Raw genomic sequence first — 18450 nt, 5'->3', positions numbered from 1 at the left:
GATCCTTATATATATCACGCATTGAATATGTAGTCGGATCCCCTCAGACCTTGATTTCGATCAGGTCCCCGGCTTTTCCGAAATAAAAGCAAGATTGTTGGCGGGCATATCGACAATCTCAACCAAGGTCAGATTGCATTGACGCAGCAAGTCCCGGATTTCGCCGTCGTCTTTGTACCCGATCTCAGGGTCTTGTTGTGTCAGCGCCGCGTGAAATGTCAGGTCGCCCTCGCTGGTCAATTGGCCCGCGCGCATGAATGGCCCGTATAGAACAAGGCGGCCTCCTGGATTCAGGGACAGCGCGGCTTCGGTTACCAGAGTTTTGACCTCGGGCCAGCTGATCAAATGCAGCAGGTTGATCAAGACGATCAGGTCCTGCGCGCCATAGCTCGAATGCCAGCCCGGTTCGGTCGCATTCAATTCAACTGCAGGGGCTATGTTTTTGAGGCCATCGGCGTAGGCGTCAATCGAAATGCGCCGTTGGGGTTCAACTTCACTGGGTTGCCAACTCAGGCAGGGTAGGCGTTGCGAAAAGGCGGCAACGTGTTGTCCTGTGCCGCTGGCCAATTCTAGTGCGCGGCCTGTTGGTGGTGCGAACTGCGCCAACAGATCACAAAGCACTTTGACGTTTCGGCTGGCTGCCGGTGCCACCATTTTTCCCCCATCGGATGCGGTTGCGACACTGGCATTCTGGGGAAGCTTGCGTTGAGTCATGCGCGTAACCTTTCCGGTCTAAGGGTCGAAACATTGGCTTTATCCAACTCTGACTGATTTCCGGTCGTCAAATCCGCCACAAGCTGCGATGCGGCAGGCGCAGTTTGAAAGCCGTAACCGCCCTGAGCAGCCGACCAGATAAACGTTGGATCAGTGGGATCAGGGCCCAGAACCAGTGTTCCGTCCGGCGCAAAGCTGCGTAGACCGGCCCAGTTTGCCTCGACCCTTGTCACGGGTTCGGTCACCATCGCCTCGTATCGTGCCAGCCCTTCAGCCAGCACCATATCGTCGGCGTAGGCGTCATGGGGAAAACTCGGATCGGCCTCACAGGGTGAGACGATCAGTTTTCCGGCATCAGGTTTGGCGTACCAGCCCTCACCGGCACCCAGCATCATAGGCCAACCCGTTACATCATGTCCGGCGGGAGCAGGGATGCGCGCCACCGAGCGGCGACGCGGTTCAATACCGATCGGTGCGACACCTGCCATCGTTGCGACCTCGTCCACCCACGCGCCAGCAGCGTTCACAACGTTTCGGGCTTCGAAAACTTCGCGGGTTTCTACAACCCAATGCCCGGATTTTATGATGCTCTGCACCTTGTGGCGGGTCAAAACCAGACCGCCATTGGCCCGGATCACACGTGCAAAATCCTGCATCATCCGGTCGGTGTCGATGTCAAAGGCCGAGTTACTTGTGGCCACGTGCCCAACTGTCTGTGGGTTCAATATCGGGATCCGCGCAACGGCCTCGTCCACTGAAATCCCTTGAAGTCCAAGATCTGCCGCATCGTGCGAAAACAGCTCTTCTTGGCCATGTGCGGCGATCAGCATCAAGCCACGCGGTGACAGATAATCGTTCGAGGTGAGGTACGCCTCGCTGGCCGTGTTCAGGGCAACCACGGACGGCGGGCCATAACCTTTTTCGAACATTGCCGCAGATCGGCCAGAGGTATGATACCCCAATGCGTCTTCCGCCTCGAGAACGACAACATGGCCATGTTCGGACAACCGTGCGCCCGCGCTTAGGCCAGCTATGCCTCCGCCAATGATTAGAAAGTCGATCATGTCCGAAGCTCCGCGGGAGGACTCTCCCGAATATCCTGCTGATTTGCTTTAACGTGGCTCGTGCGCGAACACTTGCACGCGAAACACAGTTCGAAAAGAGGTGTAATTTCCGTAATGTAAACTTGATCCAAGGCTATCGGCCTGTTTTTAGTGCAGCCAACATCGGAATCGGAGAAAAACGTGACACCGGCAGAGTTACATCCAATGGCAACGGGTCATATCCCGTCTTACGTCACGCAGGCAGATGGCAGTGACTTCCTGCTGACCTTTATGTTTGTGTTTACCGTCCTTGTGATCGTGCTGATTGGTGTTGGCTATTTCACCCTGCATTCAATTCCTGAAAAAATTGCGCATGAATCCAACCATCCCCAGTTTCAGCTTGTGGGCATTTTGGCGCTGTTGGCGCTATTTACTCATAACGGTCTGTTCTGGGTAGCTGCCATTCTGGTGGCCGGGTTCCAGTTCCCGGATGTCGCAGCACCCTTGCGCGCTATTGCGGATGCGATCCGATCGCTGGGCAATCAACGCGGCGATGAACTGTTGCCTGCCGAACCGGCACAAACCACCGCGCAGCAGGAGCAGTAAACGATGCTAGAGACACTGATGTGCGCGCTGGTAACGGTGCTGCCCGATTACCTGTTCCGTCGCTTCGTGCAGGGCAAACGCATTGGGCAGGAGATCACTCTGTTCACGATGTGGTACGAGTTGCGCTGGGGCCTCACCACCTGTGCCATTCTCGCTCTGACTGTGATCACCACGCTGTTCTATTTCCACCCGGCCAGCAAAACGGCGGCGTCCTACTTTCGTACCGTAACGATCCTGCCGCAATTGGGGGGGCGCGTCTCTGAGGTCTATGTGAGCAATAACCAGCAGGTCGTTTCCGGGCAGCCCATTTTCCGGATCGAAGATTTCACCCAGACCGCAATGGTCGAGGCCGCGCATGCGCAGATTGCGCAGGTTCAGGCCTCGTTGAAAGTGGCCGAGACCGATCTGGCTGAAGCCGAAGCTGGCATCGCAGGGGCACGTGCCGCTCTGGACCAGTCGCTTGAGGATCTGGAGCGTAACACCACGCTGCGGGACGAGGGATCAAGCGCCGTTCGCCTGGCCGAGATTGATCGGCTTGAAAACCTTGTGGCCGAACGCGAGGCGCAGTTGACCGCGGCCCAGTCGCGCCGCGCCGCAGTCAAGCAGCAGATCGAACAACTGATCCCGGCGCAACTGGCCAGCGCAAATGCCCAATTGGACGCAGCGCTGACAGAGCTGGACAAAACTGTGGTCAGCGCGGGCGTGACGGGCCGGGTTGAACAGTTCGGCTTGCAGGTCGGCGATTACGTCAGCCCATTGTTGCGGCCGGCTGGTATTCTGGTCCCGTCCGCCTCGGGGCATGACAGGTTTCAGGCTGCGTTCAACCAGATGTCGGCACAAGTCATCAAGCCCGGCATGATTGGTGAACTGGGCTGCATGACCAAGCCGTTCACCGTGATCCCGATGGTCGTGGTCGAAATTCAGGACGTCATCCCCTCGGGGCAGATCCGCCCCTCGGACGAACTGCGCGATGTGCAGGCCAACAACAATCCGGGCTCAATTCTGGTGTATCTGGAACCTTTGTACAAAGGCATGGCGGACGACATTCCCCCCGGCAGCAACTGTCTGGCGAACGTCTATACCGACAACCATGAAAAACTGGAGCACGAGGACCTTGGGTTCTGGGAGGCTGCCTTCTTGCACGTGGTCGACACGATCGGGGTCGTTCACGCGGCGGGCCTGCGTCTGCGCCTGATCCTGATGCCAGTGAATACGCTGGTTCTGACGGGGCATTAAACGGTTCAGCTGATGGATGAACCGATCCGGTCGCGCGTCGCACCTACTGTGATTTGCGACTAGGTTAGTCATCTGGGGTAAGCGAGGCAAAGGAATAAGCCAGAACGCAGGCGGCAAACGCTGCGACAAAGCAGAAGACCATCGTGAACGAACCTGTTATAGCGAAAACGGAACTGCCCAAAGCCATGCCGACGGTTCCGCCCAACAACTGGAATGTCATTGAGATTCCGCTTGCTTGTCCGTGGAAAGCCTTCGGCACGGTTGACATAATGGCGCGCCTTGGGGGGACAAACAGAAACGGCACGCAGCATCCCCAAAGGAAATAACCGCTATAGATCAGCGCGGCGATGTCCAGATACATTCCCAAGGCGACCAAAAGAATGGCGATAGTACCCAGCGCTATACCAGTCAACGACGGGCCACGTGTGCCGAATTTGTCAGCAATTTTTCCCGCCATCGGGGCCACGAAAATCTGTGGGAAGGCGATCGGCAGCAAGGCGACGCCAGCGGTCAGCGGTGAGTACCCGAGCTGGGATTGAAAATACGACGCGCCAAAGACGAACAGGGCAATCTTTCCGAACTGGGCGGTAAACAGGATCATGTTCGAGGCCGCAAAGCCTGGGTTGGCGAAAAGGGATATGGCAATCAGGGGCGATTGTGCCCTCTGTTCAACGCGGACAAACAACACCAGTAAAGTAAGGCCAGTTGAAAGGGCCATCAGAACCTCGGGTTGTGCCCAGCCCCGATCCGGGCCCTCCATGACCCCGAAAACAATTGCTGCTAGCCCGGTTACCAGCAGCACAAGGCCTTTCGTGTCAAACCCGTTCTCTTTTTGGTGCGGTGGGTCTCGCCAGAAAATCCAGGCAACCAGTGCGACGACCAGCACGATTGGAGGATTGACCCAGAAGATCCAACGCCAGGACAGGTATTCGGTCAGCAAGCCCCCGACCAGCGGCCCCATCGACAGGAAAACGGTCCCGATCCCGCCATAAAGGCCCAGTGCCAGCCCTCGTTCCCTTTCGTCAAAGGACTGGATCAAAACCACCAGTGACAGCGGGAAAATCAGGGCCGCTCCGATGCCCTGAACCGCTCGGGCTGAAAGCAGAGCAAAGCCGCTTTCGGCAAACCCACCCAGCGCGGAGGACAGGCCAAATATCAGTAACCCCGCGCTAAGCAAAAAGCGTATGCCCAGAATATCGCCAAGTCGTCCCGCCGCTCCGGCAAAGCAGGCCAATACCAGTAGATAAATGTTCACTACCCAGTGTGCATCCAGCCGAGACAGGCCAAGCTCAGCACGGATGGTCGGAAGCGCGACGCTGACTACGGTTTCGTCCAGCAGAATAACACCCAGAATGGCCCCCATCGCGCCAAGTATCCACCAGCGGCTGCGATCCCGCGCAATGGGCTCTATAGGTTTTTTCGCTTCGTGTTGAGGTGGGTAAGCCATTGACCCCATCAGGTCCCGCACACCTGCGCGCGTCAAGGCTCCATCCAGTTTTCGAAGAGCGGGGTGTTCGCCCTGACACAAAAAAGGGCCAGCCAAATGGCCAGCCCTTTGGTGCGTTTGTGAGGTAAATTACTGCGGAATTTCGCCTTCCAGACCTTCGACGTAGAAGTTCATGCCGGCCAGCGTGCCATCATCAGCGGTTTCGCCTTCAGCCAGCCAGTCGCTGCCGTCCTGCTTTTTGATAGGGCCGGTGAATGGGTGGTATTCACCTGCGGCCATTGCGGCTTTCATTGCGAGTGCTTCTTCCTTGACGTCGGCCGGCACAGCATCTGTGATCTCGCCGATCTCAACCATGCCTTCCTTGATGCCATCCCATGTGTTCACGGTTTCCCACGAACCGTCCATCACGGCCTGCGTACGCGCGATGTAGTAGGGTGCCCAGTTGTCGATGATCGAAGATACGCGCGGGTGCGGAGCGTATTCGCTCATGTCTGAGGCCTGACCGAAGGTGATCACGTTGCCTGCCTCTTGCGCGGCCGCCTGTGGCGCGGTCGAGTCGGTGTGCTGCAGGATCACGTCAGCGCCCTGTTCGATCAGAACGGTGGCTGCGTCAGCCTCTTTCGCCGGGTCGAACCAGGTGTAGGCCCAGACGATCTTGAACTCGACATCCGGGTTCACCTTCTTGGCGTGGATATAGGCCGAGTTGATACCGCGGATCACTTCGGGGATCGGGTAGGAGCCGATATAGCCGATGATGTTCGACTCGGTCATCTTGCCGGCGATGTGGCCCTGAACGGCGCGGCCTTCGTAAAAGCGTGCCGAATAGACGGATACGTTCGGGGCGGTCTTGTAGCCTGTGGCGTGCTCGAACTTCACGTTCGGGAACTTCTTGGCCACGTTGATCGTCGGGTCCATGTAACCGAACGAGGTGGTGAAGATCAGGTCGGCACCTTCCAGTGCCATCTGGGTCATCACACGCTCGGCATCGGGACCTTCCGGAACCGATTCCACGAATACGGTTTCGACCTTGTCGCCAAAGTGCTCTTCCACGGCCAGACGGCCCTTGTTGTGTTCATAGGTCCAGCCGCCGTCGCCGACCGGGCCGACATAGACGAACCCGACTTTGGTCTTGTCTTCGGCCATGGCGCCTGTCGCCAGACCCAGCGCCATGGCGGCGCTTGCCAGAAGTAAATTGAATTTCATGTGGTTACTCCCCAAGTTGGTTCAGTTGGCCCCGTCTAATGCGAGGCATGGAAGGTCCGGCCCAGTGCGGCAGGTGCGCTGCTCTTGTCGGCCGAAAGGATCACAAGCACAAGGATCGTGATGATGTAGGGCGACATTGCCAGATACTCGACAGGAATGGCAACGCCCGCTGCCTGCAGATTAAGCTGCAACACCGTGATTCCGCCAAACAAATAAGCACCCAGCAATGCACGCCATGGCTTCCAGCTTGCGAACACCACCAGCGCCAGGGCGATCCAGCCGACACCGGCGGTCATGCCCTCGGTCCACTGCGGCACGCGGATCAGGCTGATATATGCTCCGCCCAGGCCCGCGCAGGCACCGCCGAACAGGATCGCCATGATGCGGATCTTGATGACCTTATAGCCCAACGCATGCGCGGCATCGTGGTTCTCGCCCACCGCCCGCAGGATCAGACCGACACGGGTGTATTTCAGCGTGGCCCAGACCGCTGCGGTCAGGGCGATGCCGACATAGAGGATTGGGTCATGCTGGAACAGGATCGGGCCGATGACCGGGATATCGCTGATCACCGGGATGTGGATGTCGGCCATGTCCGGGGGTTTCACGCCCACATAGCTCTGACCCATAAGGGCGCTGAAGCCGAGACCAAACAGCGTCAATGCAAGGCCACTGGCCACTTGGTTGGCCAAAGCCACTTGTGTCAAAAGAACGAACAGCAAGGACAGCACTGCGCCGCCAATGGCCGCGGCGATAAAGCCTAGCCAGGGCGAGCCGGTCTCGACCGAGATTGCAAAGCCGCTGATTGCGCCCACGATCATCATGCCCTCGACGCCGAGGTTCAGGACGCCTGCTTTTTCGACCACCAGTTCTCCGATCGCGGCCAATAGCAGGGGGGTTGCGGCCACCATCAACGAGGCGACCAGAAGTACGGGATTGATTTCACCTAGGTCCATGGGTCACGCCACCTCGCTACGGGCCGCACGGATGCGGTAGTTTGTCAGAAGATCGAACGCCAGGAGGAAGAACAGGAGCATCCCCTGAAAAACCTGAATGGCAGCGGCAGGCAGACCCAATTGGGACTGCGCGATTTCACCACCGATATAGGTCAGAGCCATCAGACCACCGGCCAGCAGGATTCCAACCGGATGCAGACGGCCCAGAAAGGCCACGATGATCGCGGTGAAGCCGTAGCCGACGTTAAAGTCGATGCTGACCACGCCCGAGGGACCGGAGACTTCGAACATTCCTGCCAGACCGGCCAGCGCTCCGGACAGGCCGAGGCAGAACAGGATCAGACGTGCCGGGTTCACACCGGCGAATTTCGCGGCGCGAGGGGCTTCGCCCGTCAGTCGGATGTGGAAGCCCAGCATGTGACGGTTCAGCAGGACATAGGCAAAGATCACGGCGATCAACGCTGTCACGACGCCCCAGTGCATGCCCGATCCGGCGATCAGCTCAGCGTTATGCGCGCTCTCGTAGGATTGCAGGTTGCGCGAGCCGGGAAAGCCGAACCCTTCGGGGTTCTTCAGCAGGCCCAACGAGACCGAGGCCAGCATCTGCTCGGCCACATAGACAAGCATCAGCGACACAAGGATTTCGTTGGTGCCGAAGCGAACCTTGAGGAAAGCCGGGATCATTGCCCACAGCCAGCCGCCAAACGCCCCGGCAATCACCATGATCGGAAAGATATAGAATGCGTCGAGAGGGTAGAAGGCCAGACCGGCACCAGCGCCAAAGATGGCACCCATGATGTATTGACCCTCGGCCCCGATGTTCCAGATACCTGCGCGGAAGCCCAACGACAGGCCAATGGCGATCAACACCAATGGCGCGCCTTTGACCAGCAGTTGCGGGCGATAGTAGAATGCGAACTCGCCGAACAAAGGCTCCCAGAATATCGTACCGATTGCTTCGACCGGGTTCTTGCCCAGAATGGCGAACAGGATGCCGCCGAAGATCATGGTTGCCAGAACCGCGACCAATGGGGTGGCATAGGACCACGCCTTGGACGGCTGAGGCCGTTTCTCCAACACAATCATCTGCTCATCCCCCTGTTTTCATTTCTTTTTTGATTTGTGTTAGACATGGGCCACCTCCATGCCATGGGCGCCGCCCATCATCAGGCCGATTTCGTCCACGGTCAGACCTGTCGTTGTGCGCGGGGCGCTTAGCCGTCCTTCGTTCAGGGCGGCAAAGCTGTCCGAAATTTCCATAAGCTCGTCCAGGTCCTGGCTGATGCAAATGACTGCGGTGCCTTTTGCAGCCAGATCCAGAATGGCCTGACGGATCGAGGCCGCCGCTGCCGCATCCACGCCCCATGTCGGTTGGTTCACCACCAGAACGTCGGGGTTTTGCAGAACCTCACGCCCGATGACGAATTTCTGCAGGTTGCCCCCTGACAGAGATCGCGCGGCGTTTTCAGGTCCGGGCGTGCGTACGTCAAAAGCGCTGATGATCTTTTCGGCAAAACTTTTGGTCTCGGCCCATTTCAGAAAGCCGTTACTCTCCAATCCCTCGCGGACCGAACCGGTCAGCAGCGCGTTTTCAGTCAGGCTCATGTCGGGGGCTGCGGCATGGCCCAGCCGTTCTTCGGGCGCAGTCAGTACGCCCAGCTTGCGACGTGCAGTCGGCCCGAGTTTGCCAATCCGTTGACCGTTGAACTTGATCGCATCGGCGGCTGTGAGGATCTCTCCCGAAAGAACGCCCAGCAACTCGTCTTGACCGTTGCCGGCAACACCGCCGATACCCAGAACCTCGCCCTTGCGGACAGTCATGTGGATGTTTCTCAATGCGGTCCCGAACTCGGACGGTGACGGAACCGACAACCCGCTGACATCCAGCGCCACCTCACCAAACTCGCGCCCCGAACGTTCTGGGGTCTGCAGGGTCGATCCGACCATCATCTCGGCCATGTCGCGGGCTGACGTCTCGGCTGGAACACATTCACCCACGTTCTTGCCCAGTCGCAAGATTGTGGCGTGGTCACACAACGTGCGGATTTCCTCCAGCTTGTGCGAAATATAGAGGATCGATGTGCCTTCCGAGCGCAATTTGTTCAGCGTCTCAAACAGGATGTCTACTTCTTGTGGCGTCAGAACCGAGGTCGGCTCATCCATGATCAGCAGTTTGGGCTCTTGCAGCAGACAGCGGATGATCTCGACGCGCTGACGCTCGCCTGCGGAAAGATCACCGACGATGCGATACGGGTCCAGCGGCAGACCATAGGTTTCTGAAACCTCACGGATACGCGCGGCCAGATCACCCATGGCCGGAGGGTTTTCCATCCCCAGTGCTATGTTCTCGGCCACGTTCAGCGCGTCGAACAGTGAGAAATGCTGGAACACCATCGCAATCCCGTCGGCCCGCGCCGCGCGTGGTTCGGGTGGCGCAAAGGGTTGGCCGCGCAGCAGCATCGTGCCGCTGTCGGGCTTCACCAGCCCGTAAATCATCTTCACCAGTGTGGATTTTCCCGCACCGTTTTCGCCCAGCAGGGCGTGAACTTCGCCTTCACCGATGTCGAAAGACACCTGGTCATTGGCCACGACGCCGGGATAGGCTTTGGTCAGCCCTTGCAAGCTTAGAAGTGGAGTGGTCACGCGCTCAGGTCCTTCTTCAATTCATTCTGCCGGGCAGGGCGCAGGATTTGCGCCGCGACACCAACTGCGATCATCTGCGGGTGTTTGCCCAGGGACGGGTCCCCGATTGGGCAGGTGATCCGGCCAATCCGTTCGGGCGTATGCCCCAATGCGGCCAGCCGGGACCGGAATCGCGCCCATTTCGTAGCCGAGCCAATCAGGCCAGCAAAGCGGAAATCATGCAAAAGCAGCCTGTTGCACAGTTCCAGGTCCAAATTGTGTGAATAAGTAAGCACAAGATGCTCGGCATCGGTCGGTGCGTGACGGACCAACTCGGCCGGTTTGATCGCCGGAACCGGTATTACACCGCTCGGTACGACGTCCGGAAACCGCTCTGGCCCGGTATCAACCCAGGTAATTGCCAGATCGGGCAGGGGCGATAGGACATCGACCAGAGCTCGGCCGACATGACCCGCGCCCCAGATCCAAAGGTTGCGCGTGGGTTCGTGAACCGGCTCGATCATCCATCCTTCGATCAACTGCGGGTCGGGTTTTACACCCTGACCGCGGGCCTGTGCCAGCAAGCGCTTGACCGACAGTGGCATGTCACCGCCCGAGGCTGAACGCGCGATGATCGTGTCATTCAGCTGTTCAACTGCCTTGAGGTCATAGATTTCGCTAAGCAGGGTTACAGCCCCACCGCAGCACTGGCCCATATCAGGTCCAAGCGCATGTTGCGTCTGGCGTGCAGGCGCTGTTTGGGACCGCGCCGCCTCGGCCGCTTGAAACTCCAGGGCACCTCCGCCGATGGTACCTGATTGCCCGTCCTCCCAAACAAGCATCGCGGCTCCGACTTCGCGCGGTGACGACCCCTTGATCCCGGCGATGACCACCCGGATCACCTTGCCGTGGGTTTTGACCGCCTCCCTCAAAGCCTCTCGATCAAATCCCATCAGATGCCTCCCTTTATCCTTTGGACACCGTGCCAGACCTCTTCGGCCGTGGCGGGCGCATCCAGTGCCGGATAGCTGTCCCCACAGGCTGCCACCGCGTTCGAAAGTGCCAGCCAGGCAGAGATACCCAGCATGAACGGCGGTTCTCCCACCGCTTTCGAGCGATAAATCGTATCCTCGCGGTTCTGCCCGTCCCATAAGGCGACATTGAAGATGTCCGGACGGTCCGAGCAGGCCGGGATCTTGTAGGTCGAAGGTGCGTGCGTGCGCAGGTTTCCTTTGTCGTCCCAGACCAATTCCTCGGTCGTAAGCCAGCCAGCGCCTTGCACATAGCCACCTTCGACCTGCCCGATATCCAGTGCCGGGTTCAGCGACGCGCCTGCGTCATGCAGGATATCGGTGCGCAGGATGCGGTTCTCACCGGTCAGCGTATCGACTGCGACCTCGGTAACAGATGCACCGTAGGCGAAGTAAAAGAACGGGCGGCCGCGGCCTTTGATCCGGTCCCACTCGATTTTCGGCGTTTTGTAGAACCCGGTTGCCGACAGGCTGATCCGTCCCTGGTAGGCCAGCGCGGCGGCTTCTGCGAAGGTATAGCGTTCTTCTCCGACCGAGACATGGCCATCCGAGAACGTCACCGTTGATGGATCGGCCTGATGCCTTTCGGCCAGATAATCGGCTATCCGGTCACGGATCGTGTCGCAGGCCGCTTTCACCGCCATGCCGTTCAAGTCACTGCCGGAAGACGCCGCGGTCGCCGAGGTATTGGGTACCTTGGCAGTGTCGGTTGCGGTGATCTTCACCATCTCGAGCGGAATGCCAAAGCGCGAGGCCGCGACCTGCGCAACCTTCTGGAACAGGCCCTGACCCATTTCGGTTCCGCCATGGTTCAGGTGGACAGAGCCGTCCTGATACACATGCACCAGCGCACCCGCCTGGTTCAGGTGGGTCAGTGTGAAGGAAATACCGAACTTGACCGGGGAAAAAGCGATGCCTTTCTTGATCACGCTGTTCTCAGCATTCCACTTCTCGATGGCGGCCTTGCGTGACACATAATCGCTGGTTTTCAGCAGCTTCTCGGTCATTCCGTGCAGTTCAAAGTCGCTGACTTCCATACCGTATGGCGTGGTGTTACCGCCTGCGGGCAGGGGGCGCACGGGCGCGTCTCCCATCTCGACCGCGCCACGGCTGGTCAGGTCTTCATGCGGATCGGGGTGGCCCAGTGGTTTTTCTGTAGGCACAGGGTCCGCAACCTTATGCGCCGGTTCGTAATAGTTCCGGCGGCGTAGTTCGACCGGGTCCATCCCCAATTCATAGGCTGCGTGGTCCATGACGCGTTCGATACCAACCATACCTTGCGGACCGCCGAAGCCGCGATAGGCGGTGGCGGATTGGGTGTTGGTCTTCAGCCGGTGGCTTTCGATCCGCGCATTCGGCAACAGATAGGCGTTGTCGGAATGCAGCATCGCACGGTCCGCGACGGGCAGGGATAGATCCTGCGCCCAGCCACAGATTGCGTAGTGGTGGAGCGAGACGCCCTGAAGGTGCCCGTTCTTATCGAACCCGGCCTTATACGAAATCCGGAAAGCGTGACGTTTGCCGGTGATAATCATGTCATCGTCGCGGTCATAACGCATCTTACAGGCCTTGCCGGTTGCCCGAGCAGCGACAGCGCAGGATACGGCCAACGCGTTGCCCTGACTTTCCTTGCCTCCAAATCCTCCGCCCATGCGGCGGGTTTCAACACGAACGGCATGCATGGGAACGCCCAGGGCATCTGCCACTTTGTGTTGAATTTCAGTCGGGTGCTGGGTCGAGCTATGCACCAGCATATCCGCGCCCTCATTCGGCACGGCCAGCGCGGCCTGTCCTTCCAGATAGAAATGCTCCTGCCCGCCGATCTCGAACGTGCCTTCGATGACGCGCGCGGATCCGGCAATAGCTGCATCAGCGTCACCCTTGGCGTAGATGCGAGGGCCATCCTCGAACCGGCTGTCTGCGGCCAGCGCCTCTTCGACCGTCAAGATTGGGGTTTTCTCGGCATACTCGATCTTGCCCAGCCGGGCGGCCTTGCGCGCGGCCAGATGGCTGGTGGCGATCACAAGGAAAACGGGCTGTCCGATGTAGTGAATCGAACCATCTGACAGCAATGGCTCGTCATGGATCGACGGAGAGACGTCGTTTGCAAAAGGCAGATCGTCGGCGGTCATGACCATGACGACACCATCGGCAGCTTTTACCGCTGACAGATCCATCGACGTGATCGAACCCTTGGCAATCGGGCTTAAGCCAAAGGCCAGATGCAGCGAGCCTTTTGGTGTTGGAATGTCATCGACATAACGCGCAGTACCAGAGACATGCAGCGGCGCCGCGTCATGGGGGAGGGGTTTGGTCACGCTCATGCCGATACCTCCAATACGTTTGTTACTTCACCCTGATCTTCGAGGAAGTACCTTTCGAGCATCGCTTTTGCCGTCTCCAACCGGTAGTTGGCCGAGGCGCGCATATCCGTCATAGGCGTGAAGTCGTTGGCAAAAGCCGGGGTTGCGGCTTGAACCGTCTCACGCGTCCAGGGTTCGCCCGTAAGCGCTGCTTCGACATTCGAGGCGCGCTTTGGAATGCCAGCCATGCCGCCGAACGCGATACGCGCATCGGTGACCACGCCATCCGTCACCGTGATATTGAAACACCCGCAAACGGCCGAAATATCCTGATCGAACCGCTTGCTGAGTTTGTAAGCTTTCAAACGATCCTCCTGACGGGCGAAACTGACCGCTTCGACGAATTCGCCCGGCGCGCGGTCCTGCTTGCCGTAGTCGATGAAGAACTCTTCCAGCGGGATTGATCGGCGCGCGTCACCTTTACGCAGATGCAGCGTTGCACCCAAGGCGATCAGGGCGGGCGGGTTGTCCCCGATGGGCGAACCGTTGGCGATGTTGCCACCGACCGTGGCCGCGTGGCGCACCTGTACACTGGCATAACGACGGATCATTTCGGCGTAAGAGGGGTGCAGGTCGGCCAGCGCCTCGCCCATGCGGTTCATGTCGACCATGGCACCAAAGCGGATTTCTTCTTCGGTGATCGTGATCTCTTTCAGATCATCGCAGCGGTTCAGAAAGATCACCGGATCGAGATCGCGCAACTGTTTGGTGACCCACAAGCCCACATCGGTCGCTCCGGCAACCAGTGTCGCATTTGGGTTCTCGGCGTACACAGCCGCCAACTCGTCGGACGAGCCGGGCAGCATCGGTGATGCGGCGCGCGTTGCGACAGGCTTATCCTTCACCCAAACCGGGACGGGCTGTTCCTCTGCCGCCTCTGCCGCTCGAATGATCGGTGCGTATCCGGTGCAACGGCACAGGTTCCCGGCCAGCTGCGTGTCGTGATCCGTTGCGCCGTTGGCGTGGCTTGCAACCATCGACATGACGAAACCGGGAGTGCAGAAGCCGCATTGCGATCCGTGCAGATCAACCATGGCCTGCTGAACCGGATGTGCCTCGCCGTTTGGACCGCTTGCGCCCTCGACCGTGCGCACCGCTTTGCCGTGCAGTTGAGGCAGGAACAGGATGCAAGAGTTCAGCGCCTTGTGGCCGCCTTCATCCGTGACCATGACGGTACAGGCCCCGCAATCGCCTTCGTTGCAGCCTTCCTTGGTGCCGGTCAGGCCGCGATCCTCGCGCAGCCAGTCCAGCAGGGTCGCTGTCGGATCGACATCCGCCAGCTCCACTGTCTCTCCGTTCAGAAGAAACGTGATATTCATTCGAGAAACCCGTCGCCTTACCCGGTTGCGCCCATCGGTACCCTCCTTCGATGCGACGTAGAAAGAGTGGCGGGCGAATAGCTTGCCGTCAGATGTTAGAAAGTGCATAGGTTGTCTGGCAAGAAAAACTGCCTAATTGATACACCAATGGGTGCCAACGGCGTTTGATCGAGATATCCGATTAACGATCAGCTGTTTGAAATTAAAGGTCTTTTGTCTTTTGGTTTGTTCTGATATCCGAAGCACCTTCCAAAAAATCCGAATAATCAAGCCTTATCCTTTTGGCATCTGACGGCCAAGGTTCCTGCTTTTGCACCGTGTCCGACTGGGATAGCGTGGCGGTCATGAGCAGTACACCTCGATTCATTCACCTCCGTGTTCACACCGAATATTCCCTTCTGGAAGGCGCCGTGCGGCTGAAAAAGCTGCCCGGCTTGTGTGAGAAAATGGAGATGCCCGCCGTCGCCGTTACCGACACCAACAGCATGTTCTCTGCCTTGGAATTTTCCGTGACCGCCAGCGGGGCAGGGGTGCAGCCGATCATGGGCTGTCAGGTCGACCTGACCTATGTGAAGGCGCAACCGGGGGAAAAACCAAAAATGCCTGCGCCGCTCGTTTTGCTGGCGCAGTCAGAGGTGGGGTACGAGAACCTGATGAAGCTCAGTTCCTGCCTTTACGTCGATAAAGGTGGGCAGCTACCGCAGGTCACGCTGGAAGAACTCGCGGACCGATCGGACGGCCTAATTTGCCTGACCGGCGGGCCGGATGGACCGGTTGGTATGTTGCTGCAACAGGGGCAGCGCCCCGCCGCTGAAGTCTTGGTGGACCGATTGGCGAGAATGTTCCCGGATCGCTTGTATATCGAACTGCAGCGTCATCCAGGCGAAGGTGGTCAGCCTGAGGCCGAACGCCTGACCGAGCGCGGTCATGTCGAAATGGCCTATGCCAAGAACCTGCCACTGGTCGCCACCAATGACGTCTATTTCCCGACCACAGATATGTATGAGGCGCATGACGCGCTGATCTGTATCGCCGAGGGTGCCTATGTTGACCAGCAGGAAGGCCGCCGTCGCCTGACAGCGCAGCACTACTTTAAGTCGCAGCAGGAAATGGCGACCCTGTTCGCCGATCTGCCCGAGGCCATCGAGAACACGGTCGAGATCGCCAAACGCTGCGCCTTCATGGCCTATCGCCGCGACCCGATCCTGCCGAAATTCGCCGATGACGAGGTGGCCGAGCTGCGCCGCATAGCCAATGAGGGCCTGCAGAAACGTCTGGCGGTGATCCCGCACGCGGTCACGCCTGAAGAATATCAGGAGAGGCTGGATTTCGAACTGGGCATCATCGAAGGCATGGGTTTTCCCGGCTACTTCCTGATTGTCGCGGACTTCATCCAATGGGCCAAGGATCACGACATCCCGGTGGGACCGGGGCGGGGCTCGGGCGCGGGCTCGCTGGTGGCTTATGCGCTGACGATCACCGACCTTGACCCGCTGCGCTATTCGCTGCTGTTCGAACGGTTCCTGAACCCCGAGCGGGTGTCCATGCCTGACTTCGATATTGACTTCTGCATGGACCGTCGCGAAGAGGTGATCCGTTACGTGCAGCAGAAATATGGTCGCGACAAGGTGGGGCAGATCATCACCTTTGGCGCGTTGCTGTCGAAGGCGGCCGTGCGCGATATCGGGCGTGTACTGCAAATGCCTTACGGGCAGGTGGATCGCTTGTCCAAGATGATCCCGGTAGAGGGCGTAAAGCCAGTCTCCATCGAAAAAGCGCTGAAAGACGAACCGCGACTGCGCGAAGAGGCGCGCAACGAAGAGGTCGTCGACCGGCTGCTGACCTATGGCCAGCAGGTCGAAGGGTTGCTGCGAAATGCGTCGACACATGCAGCGGGGGTTGTGATCGGGGATCGCCCTCTGGATGCACTTGTGCCGCTCTATCAGGACCCTCGGTCCGATATGCCAGCCACCCAATTCAACATGAAATGGGTTGAGCAGGCCGGTTTGGTGAAATTCGACTTTCTGGGTTTGAAGACACTGACCGTGATCCAGAACGCGATGGATATTATCTTCAAGTCCGGGCGACCTTTGCACGTGTCGGCCGATGGCACTGAGCTCTATGAACCCGCCGACGGAGCCGAGAACCAGATCAACGCCATCCCGCTGGATGATGAGGCTACGTACAAGCTCTATTCGGCGGCCAAGACTGTCGCGGTGTTCCAGGTGGAATCCTCGGGCATGATGGATGCGCTCAAGCGCATGAAACCCACCTGTATCGAGGACATCGTGGCCCTCGTGGCGCTGTACCGTCCCGGCCCGATGGAGAACATCCCGACCTATTGTGAGGTCAAGAACGGGCTGCGCAGGATCGAATCCGTGCATCCGCTAATCGATCACATCCTAGAGGAAACCCAGGGCATCATCGTCTATCAGGAACAGGTGATGCAGATCGCGCAGGTCATGGCGGGTTACAGCCTTGGTGGCGCCGACCTGCTGCGCCGCGCAATGGGTAAGAAGATCAAAGAGGCGATGGATGCCGAACGCCCCAAGTTCGAAAAGGGAGCGGGCGAGAATGGCGTAGACGCCAAAAAGGCCAGCGAGGTTTTCGACCTGCTGGAAAAATTCGCCAACTACGGCTTCAACAAATCCCACGCTGCGGCCTACGCGGTGGTTAGCTATCAGACGGGCTGGCTAAAGGCGAACCACCCGGTTGAGTTCATGGCGGGCGTCATGAACTGCGATATCCACCTGACCGACAAGCTGGCGATTTATTTTGAGGAAGTCCGCAAAGGGTTGGAACTGCCCTATGTACCGCCCTGCGTGAACCGCTCATTGGCGACATTTGATGTGGTCGATGGTCATCTGGTCTACGCGCTGGGCGCGCTCAAAAACGTGGGCGTCGAGGCGATGAACCTTGTGGTTGCTGGACGTGAGGACAAGCCGTTCGTCAACCTGTTCGACTTCGCGCGCCGGGTCGATCTGAAGAAGGTCGGCAAGCGCCCGCTTGAGATGATGGCGCGGGCGGGGGCTTTTGACCAGCTCGACAAGAACCGCCGCCGCGTCTTCGAAAGCCTTGAGCAACTGGTGCAGTATTCGGCTGCGATCCACGATCAGAAGAACTCGAACCAGGTGTCTTTGTTCGGTGAAGCGGGCGATGACCTGCCGGAACCCCGCCTGTCGCCGACGCCGGATTGGCTTCCGGCTGAACGTCTTAGCGAAGAATTCAAGGCTATCGGATTCTACCTCTCTGGCCATCCGCTGGACGACTACATGCCCGCTTTGAAACGCAAGCAGGTTCTGACGCTGGACGAAGTGACCGAAAAGGCGCGTTCCGGTCCGCTGATCGCCAAGATGGCGGGCGTGGTCGCCGGGCGTCAGGAACGGAAATCCGCGCGCGGCAACCGGTTCGCTTTTGCGCAATTGTCAGATCCGACCGGCGCTTATGAGGTCACACTGTTCTCGGAAACGCTGGAGAAATCCCGCGAGTTTCTGGAAACCGGCGCGCAGGTCGTCCTGACCGCCGAAGCAACGATGGAGGCCGATCAGCTCAAACTGCTTGGTCGTTCAGTCGGGCCGGTGGACTCGGTCGTGGCGGAGGCCGGTGCGACCGGTTTACGCATCTTCGTGGACGAACCAAAGGTGCTGCCGACAGTTGCCAAAGTGCTTGAGGACGCGGCTGGCGCGGCCAAAGGGGCGGCGAAAGGGCCGATCCATCTGTGCCTGCTTGATCCCGGTCTGCCGGGAGATGTCGAGATGGACCTTGGGCAGGACTTCCCGATCAACCCGCAGATCAAAGGGGCGATCAAATCCCTGGACGGCGTCATGTCGGTCGAGGAAATCTGACACAGCGTTTTGTTGCCACAGGCAAATCACGCCGCTAGGCTGATACCATATCTATTTGAAGACCG

General features: G+C 58.8%; 13 protein-coding genes. 3 read left to right on the top strand and 10 right to left on the bottom strand.

Annotation, left to right across the window (positions count from 1 at the left end):
• Positions 1-60 precede the first annotated feature (60 nt).
• Complete coding sequence (locus ACR0AA_RS05125) at positions 61-714, bottom strand: DUF938 domain-containing protein (RefSeq protein ID WP_480662107.1); 654 nt, start codon at positions 712-714, stop codon at positions 61-63.
• The gene (locus ACR0AA_RS05120; RefSeq protein ID WP_480662109.1) at positions 711-1778 is read right to left on the bottom strand and encodes an NAD(P)/FAD-dependent oxidoreductase; all 1068 of its coding nucleotides are present in this window, start codon (positions 1776-1778) and stop codon (positions 711-713) included. Before ACR0AA_RS05120 ends, ACR0AA_RS05125 begins: the two co-directional genes overlap by 4 nt.
• Positions 1779-1982: 204 nt before the next feature.
• On the opposite strand from ACR0AA_RS05120, the gene ACR0AA_RS05115 reads away from it, so the two are divergent.
• Positions 1983-2363 (top strand): hypothetical protein, encoded by a 381-nt coding sequence (locus ACR0AA_RS05115; protein WP_480662870.1) that lies wholly within the window; start codon positions 1983-1985, stop codon positions 2361-2363.
• Between the two features lie 3 nt (positions 2364-2366).
• The gene (locus ACR0AA_RS05110; protein WP_480662111.1) at positions 2367-3599 is read left to right on the top strand and encodes an HlyD family secretion protein; all 1233 of its coding nucleotides are present in this window, start codon (positions 2367-2369) and stop codon (positions 3597-3599) included.
• Positions 3600-3663: 64 nt separating this feature from the next.
• Here the strand turns inward: ACR0AA_RS05110 and ACR0AA_RS05105 are convergent, their stop codons facing one another.
• From ACR0AA_RS05105 to xdhA, 8 genes are all read right to left on the bottom strand, one after another.
• Positions 3664-5082, bottom strand: a complete 1419-nt coding sequence (locus ACR0AA_RS05105) for an MFS transporter (protein WP_480662113.1) — start codon at positions 5080-5082, stop codon at positions 3664-3666.
• A gap of 93 nt (positions 5083-5175) precedes the next feature.
• On the bottom strand, positions 5176-6249 hold the full coding sequence (locus ACR0AA_RS05100) for a BMP family ABC transporter substrate-binding protein (RefSeq protein WP_480662115.1): 1074 nt from the start codon (positions 6247-6249) through the stop codon (positions 5176-5178).
• Positions 6250-6284: 35 nt separating this feature from the next.
• A complete protein-coding gene (locus ACR0AA_RS05095; RefSeq protein WP_170686863.1) occupies positions 6285-7205 on the bottom strand; it encodes an ABC transporter permease in 921 nt (306 codons plus the stop codon).
• A gap of 3 nt (positions 7206-7208) precedes the next feature.
• Positions 7209-8291: an ABC transporter permease gene (locus ACR0AA_RS05090; RefSeq protein WP_480662117.1), complete on the bottom strand. Its 1083-nt coding sequence runs from the start codon at positions 8289-8291 to the stop codon at positions 7209-7211.
• 39 nt (positions 8292-8330) lie between these two features.
• Entirely contained in the window at positions 8331-9848 is a 1518-nt protein-coding gene (locus ACR0AA_RS05085) for an ABC transporter ATP-binding protein (RefSeq protein WP_480662119.1), read from the bottom strand.
• Entirely contained in the window at positions 9845-10780 is a 936-nt protein-coding gene (gene xdhC / locus ACR0AA_RS05080; protein WP_480755559.1) for a xanthine dehydrogenase accessory protein XdhC, read from the bottom strand. The genes ACR0AA_RS05085 and xdhC overlap by 4 nt, the downstream gene beginning before the upstream one ends.
• On the bottom strand, positions 10780-13182 hold the full coding sequence (gene xdhB / locus ACR0AA_RS05075) for a xanthine dehydrogenase molybdopterin binding subunit (protein ID WP_480755558.1): 2403 nt from the start codon (positions 13180-13182) through the stop codon (positions 10780-10782). Before xdhB ends, xdhC begins: the two co-directional genes overlap by 1 nt.
• Positions 13179-14540 (bottom strand): xanthine dehydrogenase small subunit, encoded by a 1362-nt coding sequence (xdhA, locus tag ACR0AA_RS05070; RefSeq protein WP_480755557.1) that lies wholly within the window; start codon positions 14538-14540, stop codon positions 13179-13181. The genes xdhB and xdhA overlap by 4 nt, the downstream gene beginning before the upstream one ends.
• 344 nt (positions 14541-14884) lie before the next feature.
• Here xdhA and dnaE point away from each other — a divergent pair, with 344 nt between their 5' ends.
• A complete protein-coding gene (dnaE, locus tag ACR0AA_RS05065) occupies positions 14885-18385 on the top strand; it encodes a DNA polymerase III subunit alpha (protein ID WP_480662127.1) in 3501 nt (1166 codons plus the stop codon).
• Positions 18386-18450: the final 65 nt, after the last annotated feature.

It is taken from the genome of Ruegeria sp. CE8 (assembly GCF_056537465.1).
Note: the sequence above shows the minus strand (reverse complement) of the source record. Positions and strands in the feature narration are given on the sequence as shown.

Excerpts from the sequence above, each read along its gene's own strand:
- ACR0AA_RS05125 (WP_480662107.1), bottom strand. The coding sequence starts at position 714 with ATGACTCAACGCAAGCTTCCCCAGAATGCCAGTGTCGCAACCGCATCC.
- ACR0AA_RS05120 (WP_480662109.1), bottom strand. The coding sequence starts at position 1,778 with ATGATCGACTTTCTAATCATTGGCGGAGGCATAGCTGGCCTAAGCGCG.
- ACR0AA_RS05115 (WP_480662870.1), top strand. The coding sequence starts at position 1,983 with ATGGCAACGGGTCATATCCCGTCTTACGTCACGCAGGCAGATGGCAGT.
- ACR0AA_RS05110 (WP_480662111.1), top strand. The coding sequence starts at position 2,367 with ATGCTAGAGACACTGATGTGCGCGCTGGTAACGGTGCTGCCCGATTAC.
- ACR0AA_RS05100 (WP_480662115.1), bottom strand. The coding sequence starts at position 6,249 with ATGAAATTCAATTTACTTCTGGCAAGCGCCGCCATGGCGCTGGGTCTG.
- ACR0AA_RS05095 (WP_170686863.1), bottom strand. The coding sequence starts at position 7,205 with ATGGACCTAGGTGAAATCAATCCCGTACTTCTGGTCGCCTCGTTGATG.
- ACR0AA_RS05090 (WP_480662117.1), bottom strand. The coding sequence starts at position 8,291 with ATGATTGTGTTGGAGAAACGGCCTCAGCCGTCCAAGGCGTGGTCCTAT.
- xdhC (WP_480755559.1), bottom strand. The coding sequence starts at position 10,780 with ATGGGATTTGATCGAGAGGCTTTGAGGGAGGCGGTCAAAACCCACGGC.
- xdhB (WP_480755558.1), bottom strand. The coding sequence starts at position 13,182 with ATGAGCGTGACCAAACCCCTCCCCCATGACGCGGCGCCGCTGCATGTC.
- xdhA (WP_480755557.1), bottom strand. The coding sequence starts at position 14,540 with ATGAATATCACGTTTCTTCTGAACGGAGAGACAGTGGAGCTGGCGGAT.
- dnaE (WP_480662127.1), top strand. The coding sequence starts at position 14,885 with ATGAGCAGTACACCTCGATTCATTCACCTCCGTGTTCACACCGAATAT.